Source organism: Planctomycetota bacterium, assembly GCA_026387035.1.
GTDB lineage: Bacteria > Planctomycetota > Phycisphaerae > FEN-1346 > FEN-1346 > JAPLMM01.
This window is the reverse complement of the sequence record JAPLMM010000263.1, coordinates 1-16,083: the sequence shown is the minus strand read 5'-3', so window position 1 is coordinate 16,083 and position 16,083 is coordinate 1. Positions and strand designations below refer to the sequence as shown.

The window sequence follows — 16,083 nt, the reverse complement described above, 5'->3', positions numbered from 1 at the left end:
GCCCGGCGGTGAACCCGCCCCGGGTTCACCGTACGTGTCCACCGCATGGCTCGGCGATTCACTTCTCGTAAAGACCGGTGAAGAGTTTGAGCAGTTCGGGTTTGTTCCCACGCACATAGACGGGGATATGTTCGATCGGGGCGTCTGCCTTGACAACCTGTCCGCCCTTGAGTTTCTTACCGGTCCAGGCATCGATCCATTCGATTCCGGCCGGGAGGTACACCTCCCGGCTGCGCACATCATACTTGGTTATCGGTGCCACCAAAAGATCGGCCCCGAACAGGAACTGGTCTTCCACCTCCGCGGCTTTGGGATCCTCCTTAAAGTCGAAGAACAATGGCCGCATGGGCGGCAGGCCTTTCTCCGACGCCAGCCTCATCTGCTCCATGACGTAGGGGCGCAGATTCTCCCGCAGGAGCATGGCGGCCCGGATGTGTGGATAGGTATCTCCTCCGATCGTCCAGGCCTCGTTGTTGGCCCGGCAGCCGTGAGTGCGGAAGACGGGCAGGAAGACGCCGTACTGGTACCAGCGCACCATCAACTCGTGAAAGCGTGGGCTCTTATTGTCAGGGGTGACAAATCCGCCGATGTCGCAGCTCCACCAGGGAATCCCGCTCATCATCACGTTGAGCCCCACCTTCACGTATTCTTCCAGGTGCTCAAACGAAGACATAATATCGTGGGGGGCGGGACACGCCCCGTAGCGCTGACTCCCAGCCCAGGCATTGCGGCAGATGGTCACCACCTCTTTCTCGCCGGCGGCAAGCAGGCCCTCGTAGATGTTTTTCTGATGGGCCACCGGGAAGAAGGCATGGGCTTCTTTGGCCGGACCGATGTGAAAGAGAACCTGGTCGTAATCCCGGATCTCGTGGAATTCGTCGCACGGATCGAGCCAGAACGTGCGGATGCCAAGATCGACGTAGTTCGCCTTCCACTTGCTCCAGAGGTACTTGGCGGCTTCCGGATTTGTCGGATCGTATTGGTATTTAGGCCCTTGAAAGTCGACGGTGTCTTTTTTCCCGCCAATCGAACCGGTAAACAAGCCGTGCTCTTTCATGTATGCGAAGTTTTCGCTCTTCTCGTCCACCAGGGTCCAGGGTGAAATCATGATCCTGACGCCCATCTCGTCCATTTCCTTGACCATGGCCTTGGGGTCGGGCCAAAACTTCGGATCCAGCCTCCAGTTGCCGATTATGTCCCAATGCAGGAAATCGATCACAAGCACCGACAGGGGCAGGCCGCGCCGCTTGAACTCTCTCGCTACATTGACAAACTCTTCTTGTGTCGTGTAGCGAAGTTTGCACTGCCAGAAACCGGAGGCCCAGTAAGGAAACTTCGGCGCGTGCCCGGTGGCATCGGCGTAATTCTCCATGATATCGGCGTAGGAATCTCCCGCGGTGATGAAGTAGTCCATTTGTTTGCTGCCGTAGGAAATCCAGCGGGTTCTGTTATTGCCGAACTCAACCCTGCCCAGCGACGGATTGTTCCAGAGAAACCCATAGCCCTCGCTGGAGACGACAAAGGGGACCACCGCTTTGACATGGCGCTGGTAGAGATCAATCACGCAGCCCTTCAGATTGATCCTTCCCGTGGCGTTCTCGCCCATACCGTAGAAGCGTTCTCCGTCACGTGCCGCGAAATGCAGTTCGCAGTGGAAAAGATCATCGCCCACCGGCTTGAAAGTGCGCGTTCCCGGATTGTGGGCCCCAACGACGTAGTCGTATTCACTCAGGATCGGGATCTGTTTGTCGCCGCTGTGCCTGAAGAACCGCAGATAGCCTCTCTGGGTCATAATATCATCGATTCGGGCGGAGATTTTCCCGTTCCTGATGCTCGCCGACTGCGGGGTGATTTCTATCTTCCCTTCCCTTTCAAGAGGAATATCCAGCGCCCAGTCCGAGGTTTGTCCACCTCCTTGGGGGGTGACCCGCACGCGGAGGCCGTCCCGTCCCCACGCTTGAATGGAGATCGTCTGTCCGCCAACCCTGGAGACCAACTTGTTACCCTCGGCTGTGGCCCCATAGGCAAGGCAAGTGCCACCGCCAAGACACACCAGCAAGCACCCCAATAGGGTCGATTTCACCATCCCATCTCCTTTCACCGAACAATGTTTAGATGGACCTGCATAAGATGCGGATCTTTGACTTCGTGCCAGTACCCCCCCGACGGCAACAAGTCAGCCGCCCGGAAATCAGCCCTATGGGTCGCCCGGAAATATACCCGACGAATTCGGGGTTTGTCAATACATTCTGGCACCCGGCGGGCCCAGCCTTCGCCCCTGCTTCGCCAAGGCTACGCAGGGCTACGGCGGGTCTCCGCTGCGCTTCGAGGCGGGGGCAAGGGCTCACTGCCACGGCAAGGCGCCCCGGAGCATCAGGTGGAGGTAAAGGACGATCGAGAGGATCCAGAGGTAGGCGAGGACGCGGGAGGCGATGTCGAGGCGCATGCGCGTCCGCCAGTAGTGCAGATGGCCGGCCAGGAGGTTGGCGAAGGCGACGCCGACGCCGATCTTCATCCAGAGCCCCCGCGCGTAGGCGGCGAGCCACTCGGTCGGACCGGCCAAGTAGAAGACCACGTGAAACGCCAGACCCGCGGCGGCGACGAGGAAGATGGCCCAGGCGAGCGCCCGCATGAGCGAGAACGGTCGGCCGGCGGGGGCGAGGGGGGGGTCCCGCAGATTCATCCCGACTTCCGCCTTCGCCCTTCCGCCGTCGCCCTGCGGGCTATGGCGGACAGGTCGGGCTTCGGTGGACAAGTCGTCGGGATTCATCTGCGGGCTTTGAAAGGCGCGTGGCGATGCGGGGTCGGTCAAGGGGTCGAGCCTCCCGGCGCCCCGGCGGCGGGCTGGGCGGCCTGCGCTTTCAGGGCCTCGCGGATGGCGTCCCAGAGTTTGCCTTGTTCCGCGCGGTAGCGTTCCCATTGATCGAACGGGACCTTTTGGATGTCTCCGTTCAGAAGCAGCGCGCGCACGAGGCCGTCGGAGTGGGAGTCGTAGGGGGCGCCGTCGCTGGCGATCATGAGGTTCGGCGGGAAGACGCGGGGGTTGTTGACGTTGACGTCGATTCCAACACTGATGTACATTTGATACGTTGACGTGCCGATGGGGACATGGTACTCGGGGCACGTGAGCCAGTTACGGTCGGCCAGGCAGCCTTCGCGGACGAGGACTTCGAGTTCCTTCGGGAGCCGGCCGTCGTATCGTTCGGCGTAGGCGCGGAGTGCGGCGTGGATTTTGTGGAGGTTGTCCTCGCAGGCGGGGCGGAGCCACAGGTTATCGATGATTTTCACCGCAGCCACCGTCCCAAAGCCCAAAGTAAGCGCGGCGCCGCCGATCATGCCGATTACGGCCAGAAGTTTTCCGCGTTTCCGCCCGCGGCTCCGGCGGATGCTGTGCCAGGCCGGGACGGCGGTCATCGCCCCCAGGAGGGCGAGCAGCGTGCCAAGGCTGGAGCCGATCATCCAGGGGGCGGTGACGAACCGGCCAAGCCCGATGACGAAGGCCGCCGCGACCGACGCGCCGAGGAAGCCGACGCTCACGACGGCCATCGTCTCGACCGGCGGGACGATCTCGACGGTTTCGTCGCCGAAGCGAACGGTGGTGGGCCCGGACGGCCCGGCGGATTCGAGGCGAGTGATGGAGGAGTCGGATTCGCTCGCGGCGGGGACCTTCAGGTCGGCGCTGCAGGTGGCGCACCGCGCGGGCCGGCCGGCGAAGGATTCGTCGACCTCCATGCGGGCGTCGCAATTCGGACAGCGGAAGCGGATCATGGGTCCTCTCGCCGGCCCTCGAACGGCCGCAGGGATCCCCCACGCAATCTACTCGTTGACGACGACGGACTCGCGGTATCCGCTCGCGAACTCGACGCCCGCCAACGCCAGAAGCACCGTGCTGAGGAGCGGCAGGGCGAAGAACCGCAAGTAGTACGACGCGGCCCCGTAGATGTCGGAGAAGCCGAACTTCAGCCACTGGGCGTGGGCCTTCAGCAGTGCCTCAAAATCGAAGAACGAGCCGAACTGAAGTTCCGCGAAGACGTTGTGCCACGGCACGACGGTCGCCAGGAAAAGAAGCGTCAGGCACAGCGAACTCGTGAGCGGGCGGATGCCCGCGAGTCGGCCCAGGAGCGTGATCTGAAGATAAAGGAAGATCGTCGCCAGGAGGAGGATCGCCATCAGGATGCCGATCGCGCGCAGCGGCCGAAGCATCGCGGCTGTGCACTCGCGGTACCGGAGGTCGCGGGCAAAGCGCTCGACGGCGCTAAGCCCCCGGCGGGGCGCTTCCTTCTGGACCGATTCGGCGGCCGGCGCGGCGCTTTTCTCGGCCGGGGCCGCGGCGGCGACGGACTCGAAGAGGCCTGGCCCGTGCGCTGCGCCGGCACTCGGGGCGGCTTCGATGACCGCATCGACGGGCTCGGCCGCGGACTCGTCGTAAACGCCCAGCCACTGGATGGAGATGAACGCCGCCACGTGAGCCAGCATGCACACCATCGCCAGCCAGAAGAAGACGACCGCAAAGAATCGGACCGTCTTCAAGGCGGCGACGAACGGCTGGGCGGCGGGGTTCGGCAACCGAACCGCCGGTTCGCGTTGCATTTCCTGAGCCATGGCGCGTCTCCTTGTGGACCCCTTGCTAGTTCTACAACGCTATCTCAACGCAGAGATCGCAGAGATCGCAGAGATCGCAGAGATAAGAGATTTTTTCACAACAGATTACACAGCGTGCCCGGGTCCTGGCCGGACGCTATTCCGCCGCTGCAACTTCGGGCTGTCTCCTTTTTCCTTTTGACCCGTCGAGGGCCGTTCTCTGCGTTCTCAGCGTTCTCTGCGTTGAAGAACACAGCGTAGTAGTACTAGCCCGGGGCCGAAAACGCCCCGCGAGCCGCCTCGACCGTCCGGCGGATATCCTCGTCCGTGTGGGCGAGGCTCACGAACCACGCCTCGAACTGGCTGGGCGGCAGATAAACGCCCCGGCCGAGCATCCCCTGGAAAAACCGCCCGAACGCCTCCGTGTCGCACGCCCGTGCCCCCGCGTAGTCGGCCACCGCGCCCGCCGTGAAAAAGAGCGTCAGCATGGAGCCGACCCGCTGGACCCGTGCGGAGATTTTCGCCTCCCGGACCGCTTCTGCCAAGCCCTTTTCCAGCCGAGCGGACCTGGCTTCAAGCGTCTCGTAAGCGTTCGGCTCAGCCAGGAGGTCCAGAGTAGCGATACCGGCGGCCATCGCCAACGGATTTCCGGAGAGCGTCCCCGCCTGGTAAACGGGTCCGACGGGCGAGACCTGCTGCATCAGGTCCCGCCGCCCGCCGTACGCGCCGACCGGCAGGCCGCCGCCGATGACCTTGCCGAGCGTCACGAGATCCGGCCGGACGCCGTAGCGCTGGGCCGCGCCGCTGCGCGCAACGCGAAAACCCGTCATCACTTCATCATAGATCAATAGCGCGCCCGTGCGGTCGGCGACGCCGCGAAGGCCCTCGAGGAACCCGTCGGCAGGCGGAACGACACCCATGTTGCCGGCCACCGGCTCGACGAGGATCGCCGCGAGGCGACCGCGGTTCTCCCGGCCGACTCGCTCGACGGCCTCAAGATCGTTGTACGGCGCGAGCAGCGTGTGCTGAGTCACCTCCGGCGGGACGCCGGGGCTGGAGGGCACTCCGAACGTCATCGCGCCCGAACCCGCCTGCACCAGGAGCGCATCCACATGGCCGTGGTAACAGCCCTCGAACTTGAGGATGGCCGGCCGGCCGGTGGCGGCCCGCGCGAGGCGCACGGCGCTCATCGTCGCCTCGGTGCCGGAGTTGACGAAACGGACCTGCTCGACGGCGGGCATCGCCTCGCGGATGCGTTCCGCCAGTTCGATTTCCCGCACCGTGGGCGCGCCGAACGAGGAACCGCTTTCAAGCGCCTGCCGGACCGCCTCGACCACCTTCGGATGGGCGTGGCCGAGGATGAGGGGGCCCCAACTTAAGACGTAATCGAGGAACTCGTTGCCGTCGAGGTCCCAGATTCGGGCCCCGGCGCCGCGGGCGATGAAAAGGGGCTTTCCGCCGACGGCCCCGAAGGCGCGGACGGGGCTGGAGACGCCGCCGGGCATCAAGGCCTCGGCCCGGCGAAAGGCCTCGTCGGAGCGCCCCCTCGTCAGGTTCCCCTGCTTTGCCGACATGCGTATCCCCGCAGAAGCGATAAATACCCCTGTACGTGTTTAGCGTGTGTCTTTGTTGTCACCCCGAGCCGCCCCGAAGGGGCGCGTCGAGGGGTCTCGCCGTGGCCGTTGTCTTGGGCGACCCAACGGCAAAGGCCAAGGCGAGATTCCTCGACTCGCTGCGCTCGCTCGGAATGACAACGCTAAACACGTACATACCCCTGGGGTATTTATCAGAATCCCGTCCAGAGGTACATGACCTTGGGCGAGGCGAGGGAGGCCAGTTTCTCGGGCGCGAGGTCGAGCGCCCGGCCGGCCTTCACGCCCAGGCCGAAGATCCGGCCGAGACTGAACGGTTCGACGTACTCGATGACGCGGGCGTCCTCGATGCCGGCGGCTTCCATGGCGACCTCGACCGCCCGGTCGAAGTAGTCCACCTCGTCCACGAGGCCGGCCTGGAGCGCCTCGGGCGCGAGGAAGACGCGTCCCGTCGCCAGTTTGAGGACGTCGTTGCGGTTCATCGCCCTACCCTCCGCGACGACGTTCACGAACCGCTCGTAGCCGGGCTCGAGAAGGCTCTTCATGAGGTACTCGCGCTGCTCGTCCGCGAGGCCGGCCGCGCCGAACATGTTGGGCCAGTCCTTCTTGTCGCCCATCTTCAGCGTGACGGGGGTGATGCCGAGTTTGTCCTGCATCAGGCCCTGAAGGAAGAACAGTTGGGCGATGACGCCGATCGAGCCGGTGATCGTCGTCGGCTGGGCGATGATGCGGTCGGCTGCACACGCGACGTAGTATCCGCCGGAGGCGGCCACGGAGTCCATGGCGGCGATGATAGGTTTGTCGGGGTCGGCGAGATAAGTCGTCAGGTCGTGATAAATCATGTCGCTGGCCGTCAGGCCTCCTCCGGGCGAGTTGATCCGAAGGATGACAGCCTTGACGCGCGGGTCGGCGGCGGCGCGCTCGATCTGCTTGGCGAGCAACTCGGCCGTCGTCTCGTCGATGACGCCCTCGATGCGCAGGACGGCGATCTTGCGGGAGGCGGGGCCTTTCTGGACGACCCGTTCGATGAGCGCCTCTTCCGTGACACCGCCCGTCAGCGAGGCCGAGAACCCCGCCGCCAGACCGATCACCATCAGAAGCAGCACGCCGTTCGTCACGACCGAGAGCGCCAGCAGAATCGTCGCGATGACCGCCCACGCGCCGCCGCGACGCCTCGGGGCCGGTTGAGAATCCATCAGCCCGGCCGGGCCCGCCGCTGACGGGTTCCCGGGGAAAGGCGACTGGGACCCGCCCGGCCGCCATCCATCCATGCCGTCCGTCATGACAATTCCTCCTTTGACACCGTGAGGGGAGATTGTACGGCGATTCGCGGCACGGCGTCAACGCCAAAGGGGGGCCACGCCGGGTGCGCCAAGATTTTCTGGCATTTGCCGAGGCCGCGATACCTGCCTGGTGTGGCACGGCCGGTCTTGCCCGGCCGTGCGCATGCGGCTAGGGGGAAGCACTGGCGGGTCCCGGCGCGCCGGGACCAGTGCCACCCAACTCTTCCCTTGTACGTCCCCTGCGAGGCCGCCGCGGACCGTGCCAGAAAATCTTGCCACACCCGCCGGGCCGGTTCCCCCCTCCAAGCGACTTGACCGGGCGGCGGATTCTCAACTACCATAGGTGGAAAGGAAGGTTGACCGCATGGCGAAACGTCTGACGAAACGCGAGCGCCTGAGCCGCTCGATCGCCGGCCGGCCTGTGGACCGGCTTCCGGTCGCGCTCTGGCGTCACTTTTTCGTCGAGGAGACCTCGCGCGCGGGGCTCGTCGAGGCGATGGTCCGGTGGCAGGAAACGTACGACTGGGACTTCCTGAAGATCAACCCGCGCGCGTGCTACCACGTCCAGGACTGGGGCAACCAGTACGAGTTTTCCGGCAGCGAACACGTGAAGCCGACGCTCGTGCGGAACACGGTCCACACGGCGGACGATTTTCGGCACCTGGACCTCCTGGACGCAACGGGCGGGGGCGAGGGGCTCGCGGCGCCGGTCTTGGCGGACCACCTCGGGGCCGTCGGCGACCTGCGGAAGGCGCTCGGGACGGACGTGCCGATGCTGATGACGATCTTCACGCCGATGAGCATCGCGGCGGACCTGGCGGGCGGGCCGCAGGACCTGGCGGGCCTGGTGCGCGAGGATGCGACGATGGTCCACGTCGGCCTTCGGACCATCACGGACACGTTCGCGCGGTTCGCCCGGCAATGCATCCAGGCGGGAGCGGACGGCATCTTCCTGGCGACGACCCACTCGGCGACCACGACGAACTTCACGCCCGAAGAGTACGAGGAGTTCGGCCGGCCGTACGACCTGGAGATCCTGGACGCGGCCGAGGGCGCGACGCTCAACCTCCTGCACGTCTGCAAGTCGCACGCGATGGTGCGGCTCCTGGCGGACTATCCTGCGGCGATGCTCAACTGGGACATGCGCGACCCGACGAACCCGCGGATGAGCGCGGTCGCGCCGCTCGCCGCGGACAAGGCCCTCGTCGGCGGGCTGGACCGATTCCTCTTTCCCCGGAAAGGCGCGTGCGGGACGCTGCTCGCGCAAATCGAGGAGACGCGCCGCGAGATGGGCGACCGGCCGTTCGTCGTCGGCTCGACGTGCACCATCGAGACAACGAGCGACCCGGAGGTCGTGATGGCCGTCCGCGAAGCGGTCGAAAAGTAGGCCGGCGACGGAGAAGGCCCATGGCGGAAGCCGCCGAAAAAACAAGCGACGCAAAACCCGAAGAGCCGATCCGCGACATCCTCATCGTCGGGGCAGGCATCGCCGGGCTCTCGGCCGCCATCTACACGACGCGCGAACGCCTCGCGACGCTCGTCCTGGAAAAACTGTATCCCGGCGGGCAGATTCTGACCACGGCCCGGGTGGAGAACTATCCGGGGTTCCCCGATCCCATCGGCGGGATGGAACTGGCCGACCGCCTGAGCCGACAGGCCCAGCGCTTCGGGGCCGAGATCGTCACGAGCGCGGCCGTTGACCGCCTCGTCCCGTGCCGCCAGGACGGCTGCACGTTCACCGACGTCCATGTCGGCGAGACTCGCCGCCGCGGACGCGCGGTCATTCTTTGCGTCGGCTCGGAGTACCGGAAACTCGGTTGCCCGGGCGAGAAGGAACTGACGGGCTACGGCGTCAGTTACTGCGGGACGTGCGACGCCCCCTTCTACGAGGGCAAACACGTCGTCGTCGTGGGGGGCGGCAACACGGCCCTGGACGAGGGGCTCCATCTCCTCAAGTTCGTCCGGCACCTCACCTACGTCGTTCTCGATCCGGAGTTCCGGGGCGAGAAGATCCTCCAGGAAGAACTCGCCAACCACCAGGACAAGGTCACGACCCACTTCGAGAGCACCGTGACGGAAATCTTCGGCGAGAAGAAAGTGACCGGCGTCCGTGTAAAGAACGTCAAGACGGGCGAGGAAACCGAGGTCGCCTGCGACGGCGTGTTCGTCTTCATCGGATTGGCGCCGCAGACGGCGTTCCTCAAGGGGACGCTGGACCTCGACGAGCAGGGCTTCATCCGGACGGACGCCTGTACGCTGCAGACGAGCCTGCCGGGCGTCTGGGCCGCCGGCGACGTCCGGACGGGGTCCCTGAAGCAGGCCGCCACCGCCGCCGGCGAAGGCGTCGTCGCGGCGCTGGGCGCCAAGGAATACCTGAAGCGCCGGCACGGAGTCCGCGCGCGGACCTGAAGGGGGTCGGCATCAACCGCTTGCAATGCGCCCGCGCCCGGCCATAATAGATTCGGCACAGATGCCGGAGGCCGATTCATGGTTGACGAACAGACGATCGCCCGTGCCGTGGACGTCCTGCGCCGTGCCGCAAGGCCGCAGCGGATCATCCTGTTCGGCTCCTACGCTCGGGGCCGACCGACCGACCAAAGCGACGTGGACTTCCTGGTGGTGGAGGACGATGTGCCGGACGTCGCCGGAGAAATGGTCCGTCTGAGGCGGCTTTTGAGCCCGATGCGCATTCCCGTGGACGTCCTCGTGGTCAGCCGGGAACAGTTCGACGAGTGGTCGGACACGCCCGGCAACGTGCTCCACGAGGCCGCCGCCGAGGGCAAGGTGATCTATGAAGCGGCATGATCAGGCCACCCTGTTTCTCGCCAAGGCCGCCAAGGATGAGGCGCTGGTGGACGAGGTGCTCGGTTCCGAGCGCGTCGCGGACGAGATCGTGGGCTTTCACCTTCAGCAGGCGGCGGAGAAACTGCTGAAAGGTGTCCTGTCGGCCTACGGTGTTTCCTTCCGCCGCACGCATGACCTGCGCGAGTTAATGGATGCCGCGACCGACACCCGCCTCGGCCTGCCCGATGACCTCGCCGACTTGGACACGCTGACACCCTATGCGACCCTGATGCGGTACGAGGGCATTGTGGCCGAGCCACGGCTGGACCGCGCAGCAGCCCGCCAGATGATCCGCCGGCTGCACCTCTGGGCCGAGGCCAAGGTCCGCTCGGCACCGGCCAGCCCTTGAGGCGCCCGACGGCCTCTCTCCGTTCCGAACCTAAGGGGTTCCTCAAGCGCCAGCACGGAGTCCGCGCGCGGACCTGAAGGGGTGGCGGCCGGTTTCATGCCCGCCAGGGTGTGGCCGTTTTTCGTGGCAGGGTGTTGGCGCCGTGTCGTTATGAGGCGGCTTTAGCCGCCTTTGCGCCGCGGGCTCGTCCGCCGTAGTCCCGGCACGCCGGGACGAAGGCGGAAGCGGCGAGTAGACCGGGGCCTTTAGCCCCGGTTCGCAAGAACGCCAAGACAGCCCCTGATGTTTTTTCTTTTCCCCCTCCGCCCCGCTTTCAGCGGGGCGGAGGGGGGGAAAGAAAAGCCGTACGCGAGGACCGCGCCTCATCAACCCCGCCATAAAATGGCGGGGCTATACCCCGCTGGCGCGGGGCAAAGGCCCATGAATGGGCCTAACAGCCACTGCCAGGATCCGCGGCCACACCCCCCCTCGCTTTGTGAGGCAAAGGGCTTGCATCGCCCGGCTTTCGGGGTATAATGCCCCCTTCGCGGTTGGTGACTCGGACGCCTTGGCGAGGGTTGGACGATGAAAGAGGACATTCATCCGAAGTACGTGGAATGCAAGGTGACGTGCGGCTGCGGCCATAGTTTCGTCACGCGGGCCACGGTGGCGCAACTCGCGGTCGAAGTCTGCTCGAACTGCCACCCCTTCTACACGGGCCAGCAGCGGTTCGTGGACACGGCCGGCCGGGTCGAAAAGTTCCAGAAGAAGTACCGGTGGGACGCGCGGCAGGTGGTCAGTGCGGCCGAGGCCCAGGCGGAGGCCCAACGCAAGAAGAAGGCGTCCGCTCGCAAACCGCCGATGCCCGCGAAGCCGAAGGCCAAGAAGCCGAAGCCCCCCGCGGGCGACGAACCGGCTGCGCCCGGCAAGAAGCCTGCCGCCAAGGCCGCCGCCCCGGCCCCCCGGAAAAAGGAACCTGCGGCGCCGGCGGCGAAGAAAGAATCGGCGGCGCCGCCCCCCGCGCCCGCGCCTGCGGCCGAGGCGCCGAAACCGGCCCCGGCGGACGCGCCGAAGACGGAGCCGACGCCCCCCGCGGGCGACGAACCGGCTGCGCCGCGGCCGAGGCGCCGAAACCGGCCCCGGCGGACGCGCCGAAGACGGAGCCCAAGCCTGCCGCACCGCAGGGGGACACCTGAGCGCCGCAATGGAAAAGCAAACCGGCCGGTCCCGGCGCGCCGGGGTCGGCCGGTTTCGTTTCTGCAGCCCCCGCCGACCGGGTTTGAGATTGAAAGACCGCCTCGCGGAGCGTAAACTTCGACCTCTGCGGACGAAACGGAGAACGCCGTCGTGCCGAATATCGCCGTCCTGGGTTCCACGGGTTCGATCGGGCGGATGGCGCTCGAGGTGGCCGCCTCGCTCGGGCCGCAGTTCCGGGTCGTCTCGCTCGCGGCGGCCTCGAGCGCCCGGCGCCTGGCCGAGCAGGCGGCCGAGACCGGGGCCGCGTGCGTGGCCGTCGGCGACGACGAAGCCGCCCGCGCCCTCGCCGACGCGCTCCCCAAAGGCGTGAACCCCGAAATCCTCGTCGGTCCCGGCGCGCTCGCCGAACTGGCCGCACGCGACGACGTGGACATCGTCCTCCTGGCGGTGGTCGGCGGGGCGGGATTGCCGGCGGCGCTGGCGGCGGTGCGGGCGGGCAAACGCCTCGCCCTCGCGAACAAAGAAAGCCTCGTCATGGCCGGCCGGCTCATCCTGGCCGAGGCGGCGCGCTCGGGCGCCGAAGTCATTCCCGTGGACAGCGAGCACTCGGCCGTTTTCCAGGCGATGGCCTCCGGCCGGCGCGAGGAGGTGCGGCGCGTCATCCTGACGGCGAGCGGCGGGCCGTTCTACCGCCGGCCGGCCGGCGAGTTGGCCCGCGTCACGCCCGCCGACGCCCTCGCCCATCCGACCTGGTCCATGGGGCCGAAGATCACGGTCGATTCCGCGACGCTCGTCAACAAGGCCCTCGAGGTGATCGAGGCGCATCACCTCTTTGACCTGGAGGCGGACGAGATCGGCGTCCTGATTCACCCCGAGTCCACCGTCCACGCGCTGGTGGAGTTCGTGGACGGTTCCGTCATCGCCCAACTGGGGCCGCCCGACATGCGGATGCCGATTCAGTACGCCCTGACGTATCCGGAGCGGCGGAGCGCGCCGTGGGATCGGCTGGACCTGGCGGCCCTCGGCCGGCTGCACTTCGAGGAACCGGATTTCGAGAAGTTCCCCGCCCTTCGGTTGGGGTTCGAGGTGGTCCGGCGCGGCGGGACGCTCGGAGCGGCCCTTTCGGGGGCCGACGAGGTGGCCGTCCAGGCCTTCCTCGCCGGCCGAATCCGTTTCAACGACATCGTGCCGCTCCTGGAGCGCGTTCTGGCGGCACTTCCGTGGAAGTCCGAGCCGGATTTGGACGATATCCTAGCGACCGATGCCCGGTCCAGAGAGGAAGCGACCCGTTGCCTACCATCCTGTACCTCGTCGAAATAGCCGTTGCCGTCGGCCTCCTGATCCTCGTGCACGAACTGGGCCACTTTCTGACGGCCAAGTGGTTCGGCGTGCGCGTCCGCAAGTTCGCCATCGGCATGGGGCCGGTGCTCGTCAAGTGGCAGCGCGGCGACACGGAATACTCGCTGCGCTCGATTCCCGTCGGCGGGTTCGTCGACCTCGCCGGCGAGCATCCCGAGGCCGAGGGCGCCGACGACCCCAAGGCCCTCTGGCGCCGGCCGGCGTGGCAGCGGATCGTCGTCTTCTCGGCGGGTGTCGTGATGAACGCGCTGCTGGCGATCGTCCTTTTTTCGGCGGCGTTTCTCATCGGCGTCAACGTCATCGCCCCCGTCGCGGGTGAGATCCTGCCGGGGTCGCCTGCCGAGAAGGCGGGCATCCGCGCGGGCGACCGGATCTTGGCCCTCGGCGTCGCGGGCCAAGAGCCCACCCCGATCCAGGCCTTCGACGACCTCATGTACGCCGTGACTCTCGAAAACGCGGGAACGGTATTCACCATCGAGGTCGAGCGGCCCGCGGCCGAGGGCGCCGAGCCCGTCCGAAAAACCTTCCTCGTCAAGAGTTTCCGCCCCGAGGGATCGCTCGGGCCGATGTTCGGCATCAACGTCCCGCAGGACACCGTCCTCGCGAAGATGCTCACCACCTCGCCCGCTTACCAGGCGGGCCTCGAGGTCGGCGACCGCATCCTGGCGGTGGACGGCAAGCCCGTCGCCCAGTTGTACCAGGCGGTCGAGGCCCTCGAGCAGGCGCCCGCCGGCCCTGTCGTCCTCACGATCGAGCGCAAAGGGCGGAACCAGGACCTTCGCATCGACCCCGCCCAGTTGAAGGAATACCGCTACGGCCTCGCGCCGCCGACCGGCGTCGAGAAAGTCCTGCCCGACAGCCCGGCCGAGAAGGCGGGCATCCGCAAGGGCGACCGCATCGTCCAGGCGGGCGAAGTCCGCTGGCCCACGCCGAGCCAAATCAGCGAAGTCGTCCAGGCCGCCGGCGCCGGTCCCGGCGCGCCGGGAGTGGACCTCGTGCTCGCTCGCGGCGGCGAGCGCGTCGAAGTAACCTGCCGGGTCGCCATGATGGACGCCGAGGACGGCCAAAAGCCGATGATCGGCCTCGCCATGGCCGGCGCCGTCGGCGACCCCGTCCAGATCGGCCAGGTGGAAGCGGGCGGCGCGGCGGAACGCGCGGGCCTTCGCCCCGGCGACATCATCCTCTCGGTCGGCCCGGACGGGAAAATGCCCGGCGACTGGAACGAGACCATCGCGGAATCCCGGCGCGCCGGGACGGAGCCCGGAGCGCCGGTGGCCGTCACCGTCGAACGCGGAAGCCAGGTCGTCGAAACCACGCTCACGCCCGACGCCGTCCCGTACGAGCGGTTCACGCTGGAAGGCATCGCCGCCAAGCCCGTGTACGTCGCCCTGCCGCGGATTTACAATCCCCTGGCGGCCGCGGGCGAAGGCCTGAAGCGGACGCGCCTCTGGTTCCGACGCATCTACACCAGCCTCGCCCAGATGGTCAGGGGCCAGATCAGCACGCAGACGGTCGGCGGGCCGGTGCTCATTGTCCAGGCGTCACTCGCGATTGCCGAGCAGGGCCTCGGCACACTGATGGCTTTCTGGGGAATGCTGGGCGTCTCGCTTGCGGTCCTGAACTTTCTGCCGCTCCCGCCTTTCGACGGCGGGCACGTCCTCTTCGCCATCATCGCGAAGATCAAGGGCAGCCACGTCTCGCTCAAGGTCCAAACCGCTTTCTGGACGGCCGGGTGGGTGATGGTCGGCCTGCTCATCCTGCTCGTCATGTGGCAGGACATCAGCCGGCTGATGTAGCGCCGCCGGCGAGTGATTCCAGGCGTTCTTTCGCGGCCGCCGAATCTCCCGTCGCCAGCGCGTCGCGCGCCCGTTCAATCACCGCGGCCTGAGCGGCGGTGAACGGCACGGCCTCGCCCGCCGCGGCGGGCGGCCTCCAACCCAGGCGCGCGAGGATCGCGCGTCCCAGCGCGTCCATTCCGTCGCCGTGAAGCGCCGAGACGCGAAGTGCGGTTTGGTTCGCCGCCCCGCTTGCGGGGCGCTGCGAACGGCACGCGCCCAGTGAACTGGGCGGCGAACCAGCGGGCCGGCGAACCAGGCGGGCAGCGAGGTCCGCCTTGTTCCAGGCGGCGACGGCCCGTGCGCCGAGCGCACCAAGCGCCGCCTCGTCCTCGGGCCGCGCGCCTTCCGCCGCATCCAGAAGGTACACGACGACCGCGGCACCGGCGACCTGGCGGCGGGCCCGCGCGACGCCTTCCCGCTCGACGTGTTCCTCCGTCTCCCGCAGGCCCGCCGTATCCACCAGGACGACCGGAAGGCCTTCGATGGCGGCGTCGGCCTCGACGTAGTCGCGCGTCGTGCCGGGCGTCGCGCTCACCAGGACGCGCTCCGCGCCGACGAGGCGATTGACGAGCGTGCTTTTGCCGACGTTCGGCGGTCCGGCGACGGCAACGCGCGGCGGCGAGGCCAGCAGGCGACCGCAAGATTGCCAACGCTCCAGGAGTGCGTCGATTTCCCCGGCGGCCTCGGCCGAGAGGCCGGCCGCGAGAGCCTTCAGGATTTTATCAATCGCGCGGGCGAGCGCGCCGTTGCGTTGGTCCAGGAGGATGCGTCCGGCGAGGGGAGTGCGGGCCTCGCGGAGCATGCGTTCGGCGTCGCGCTCGATGGGCCCCGCGCCTTCGAGCGCGAGGAGGCGGTCCGGGTCCACCCTTTCGAGGCCTAGACCTGCGAGGCGTCGGCAGACGGCCTCGACCGCCGCCGGTCCGCCGTGGCAGTTCACCTCGAAGACCGTCTCCGCCGCGCGGTACAGGATGATTTCGTCGAGGGGCCGGCCGCCGGCGTCCACGAAGTGGCCGTAGGCCAACCGGCCGACGTCGGGCATCATCGGCCGCGAGGACGGGGGC

At 67.0% G+C, this 16,083-nt stretch carries 14 protein-coding genes; 7 read left to right on the top strand and 7 right to left on the bottom strand.

Annotated elements, in window-relative coordinates; translation table 11 throughout:
* Window positions 1-58: 58 nt before the first annotated feature.
* The 6 genes from NTX40_10190 to sppA form a co-directional block, all read right to left on the bottom strand.
* Complete coding sequence (locus NTX40_10190) at window positions 59-2,086, bottom strand: family 31 glucosidase (GenBank protein MCX5649441.1); 2,028 nt, start codon at window positions 2,084-2,086, stop codon at window positions 59-61.
* Window positions 2,087-2,344: 258 nt separating this feature from the next.
* Window positions 2,345-2,683, bottom strand: coding sequence for a hypothetical protein (locus NTX40_10185; protein MCX5649440.1), 339 nt, complete (start codon window positions 2,681-2,683; stop codon window positions 2,345-2,347).
* A gap of 125 nt (window positions 2,684-2,808) precedes the next feature.
* Window positions 2,809-3,768, bottom strand: a complete 960-nt coding sequence (locus NTX40_10180; protein ID MCX5649439.1) for a hypothetical protein — start codon at window positions 3,766-3,768, stop codon at window positions 2,809-2,811.
* Between the two features lie 48 nt (window positions 3,769-3,816).
* Window positions 3,817-4,602 (bottom strand): hypothetical protein, encoded by a 786-nt coding sequence (locus NTX40_10175; protein ID MCX5649438.1) that lies wholly within the window; start codon window positions 4,600-4,602, stop codon window positions 3,817-3,819.
* A 245-nt stretch (window positions 4,603-4,847) separates the two neighbouring features.
* Window positions 4,848-6,155 carry a glutamate-1-semialdehyde 2,1-aminomutase gene (gene hemL, locus NTX40_10170; protein MCX5649437.1) on the bottom strand — a complete coding sequence of 436 codons (1,308 nt, stop codon included), beginning with the start codon at window positions 6,153-6,155 and terminating at the stop codon, window positions 4,848-4,850.
* A 212-nt stretch (window positions 6,156-6,367) separates the two neighbouring features.
* Window positions 6,368-7,456 carry a signal peptide peptidase SppA gene (gene sppA / locus NTX40_10165; protein MCX5649436.1) on the bottom strand — a complete coding sequence of 363 codons (1,089 nt, stop codon included), beginning with the start codon at window positions 7,454-7,456 and terminating at the stop codon, window positions 6,368-6,370.
* A gap of 364 nt (window positions 7,457-7,820) precedes the next feature.
* Here sppA and NTX40_10160 point away from each other — a divergent pair, with 364 nt between their 5' ends.
* From NTX40_10160 to rseP, 7 genes are all read left to right on the top strand, one after another.
* Window positions 7,821-8,843: a hypothetical protein gene (locus NTX40_10160; GenBank protein MCX5649435.1), complete on the top strand. Its 1,023-nt coding sequence runs from the start codon at window positions 7,821-7,823 to the stop codon at window positions 8,841-8,843.
* 20 nt (window positions 8,844-8,863) lie between these two features.
* Complete coding sequence (locus NTX40_10155; GenBank protein ID MCX5649434.1) at window positions 8,864-9,865, top strand: FAD-dependent oxidoreductase; 1,002 nt, start codon at window positions 8,864-8,866, stop codon at window positions 9,863-9,865.
* A 78-nt stretch (window positions 9,866-9,943) separates the two neighbouring features.
* Window positions 9,944-10,261 (top strand): nucleotidyltransferase domain-containing protein, encoded by a 318-nt coding sequence (locus tag NTX40_10150; GenBank protein ID MCX5649433.1) that lies wholly within the window; start codon window positions 9,944-9,946, stop codon window positions 10,259-10,261.
* Entirely contained in the window at window positions 10,248-10,649 is a 402-nt protein-coding gene (locus tag NTX40_10145; GenBank protein ID MCX5649432.1) for a HEPN domain-containing protein, read from the top strand. The genes NTX40_10150 and NTX40_10145 overlap by 14 nt, the downstream gene beginning before the upstream one ends.
* 564 nt (window positions 10,650-11,213) lie before the next feature.
* Window positions 11,214-11,939: a 50S ribosomal protein L31 gene (gene rpmE, locus NTX40_10140; GenBank protein ID MCX5649431.1), complete on the top strand. Its 726-nt coding sequence runs from the start codon at window positions 11,214-11,216 to the stop codon at window positions 11,937-11,939.
* Between the two features lie 36 nt (window positions 11,940-11,975).
* The gene (gene dxr / locus NTX40_10135; protein ID MCX5649430.1) at window positions 11,976-13,145 is read left to right on the top strand and encodes a 1-deoxy-D-xylulose-5-phosphate reductoisomerase; all 1,170 of its coding nucleotides are present in this window, start codon (window positions 11,976-11,978) and stop codon (window positions 13,143-13,145) included.
* Entirely contained in the window at window positions 13,115-14,980 is a 1,866-nt protein-coding gene (gene rseP / locus NTX40_10130; protein MCX5649429.1) for an RIP metalloprotease RseP, read from the top strand. Before dxr ends, rseP begins: the two co-directional genes overlap by 31 nt.
* Here rseP and NTX40_10125 read toward each other — a convergent pair.
* On the bottom strand, window positions 14,964-16,083 hold a 1,120-nt coding region (locus tag NTX40_10125; protein ID MCX5649428.1), incomplete at its 5' end, for a 50S ribosome-binding GTPase. The genes rseP and NTX40_10125 overlap by 17 nt on opposite strands.